Annotated in this window: 2 protein-coding genes; one reads left to right on the top strand and one right to left on the bottom strand. The window is 57.3% G+C overall.

The window, feature by feature from the left end:
• On the bottom strand, positions 1–367 hold a 367-nt coding region (msrA, locus tag VGE80_RS14135; protein ID WP_440593116.1), incomplete at its 3' end, for a peptide-methionine (S)-S-oxide reductase MsrA.
• A 404-nt stretch (positions 368–771) separates the two neighbouring features.
• Between msrA and miaA the strand changes: the two genes are divergently transcribed.
• Positions 772–1,620 (top strand): tRNA (adenosine(37)-N6)-dimethylallyltransferase MiaA (gene miaA, locus VGE80_RS14140; protein WP_440593117.1); only part of this gene is annotated, 849 nt, incomplete at its 3' end.

The raw sequence follows: 1,620 nt of genomic DNA on the forward strand, positions 1-1,620 counted from the left end.
AGAAGATCACCGAACGGTACTGCGTTCCACGATCCGCACCCTGACGATTGAGTGTCGTGGGGTCATGCGTCTTCCAGAATACTTCGAGCAGGTCGACGTAACTGACAACCTTGGGGTCATAGGTGACTTGGATGACCTCAGCATGCCCCGTGTTCCCTGTGCAGACTTGGGCATACGTTGGGTTATCGACGTGCCCGCCACTGTACCCGGAGACGACCGACTTAACCCCTTTCAATTGCTGAAAGACGGCCTCGGTGCACCAGAAGCAACCGGAACCGAACGTGGCTTCCTCAAGTTTCGCTGCTGCGGGTGGGGCTACCCCTTCTGATGCCGCTTTCTCATCGTTGCCGTTGGAGGATTCGACCATCTTCCAGTTTCCTTGTCCAAAGAGGATCGCGGCGGCGACTGACAGTTGAACGAGGAATCTGACTGCCGTTCTATCAGTTCCACTCGAGACGACCGTGGATGAGAAAGATGACGCCTGCATCGTTTGTCCTTTCAAAATGCTTCCTGCAGAAGCATAGTTACGGAACTGGAAGCCACTCGCTCGTTGCTGTCGAATCTGGCCGAACGAGTGGCCGAACCCAGCCATCTTCATTAAACATAGGCCTCGGCCGATTGATTGACAACGGTACTTTCGCCGAATTTCCTGCGTGGTAAACGTACTGCCGCAGGGGAATTTTCCAAACCGTCGGATGAGAGTCAGGGATGATCGCCGGGTCGCTTGCCACCCTGAGCCAAGTGACTCTGGCGATCGCAGGAAGGAACACTGTGGAATTTTCGGGCGAGCTCCTTTCCAGGTGCTGGTTTCTGGCTGGGCCTACAGCGTGCGGCAAAACTGCCGTTTCGTTGCGACTGGCCCAGAAGATCAATGCCGAGATTATCGCGCTGGATTCGATGACCCTTTATCGGGGGATGGATATTGGCACCGCGAAGGCCACGCCCGAGCAACAGGCAATCGTTCCGCACCATCTGATTAATGTCCTGGACCCCAATCAGGATTACAGTCTGTCGGAATATGTCTCGGCGGCGGAAGGTGTCTGTCGTGAAATCGTCGGGCGAGGTCGCACTCCATTGTTTGTCGGTGGGACGGGTCTGTACCTGCGGGGAGTCCTTCGAGGCGTCTTTGAGGGACCACCCGCTGATTGGTCGCTTCGGTCACGATTTGAGGCCCTCAGTACTGAACACGGCCCCCGGTTCCTGCATGATCGACTGAGTGAGGTCGATCCTGAAGCGGCTGCCCGCCTTCATCCGAACGACCAGCGCAGGATCATTCGAGCCCTCGAAGTCTTTGAGCTGCTGGGGCAGCCGCTTTCGAATCTTCAGCGTCAAGGGCCATTGCCGCTGGGAGTTCGTCCTCGGCAAGTCTACTGGCTGTCGCCTCCTCGGGACTGGTTGTACAAGCGAATCGACGACCGTGTCCGCCAGATGTTTGCCGAAGGGCTGGTCGACGAAGTGAGACGGCTGACCGCTCCACCCCATTCGCTCAGCCAGACTGCCCGTCAGGCGTTGGGCTATAAGGAAGTGATCGACTGGTTGGAGTCGATTAGCTCCGACTCCGGCGTCACGGGTGCTGATACGGGGCCACCCAAAGCCGCCGTCGAAGACCTGATTACTCTC

This window comes from Schlesneria sp., from assembly GCF_036405755.1.
GTDB classification, from domain to species: domain Bacteria; phylum Planctomycetota; class Planctomycetia; order Planctomycetales; family Planctomycetaceae; genus Schlesneria; species Schlesneria sphaerica.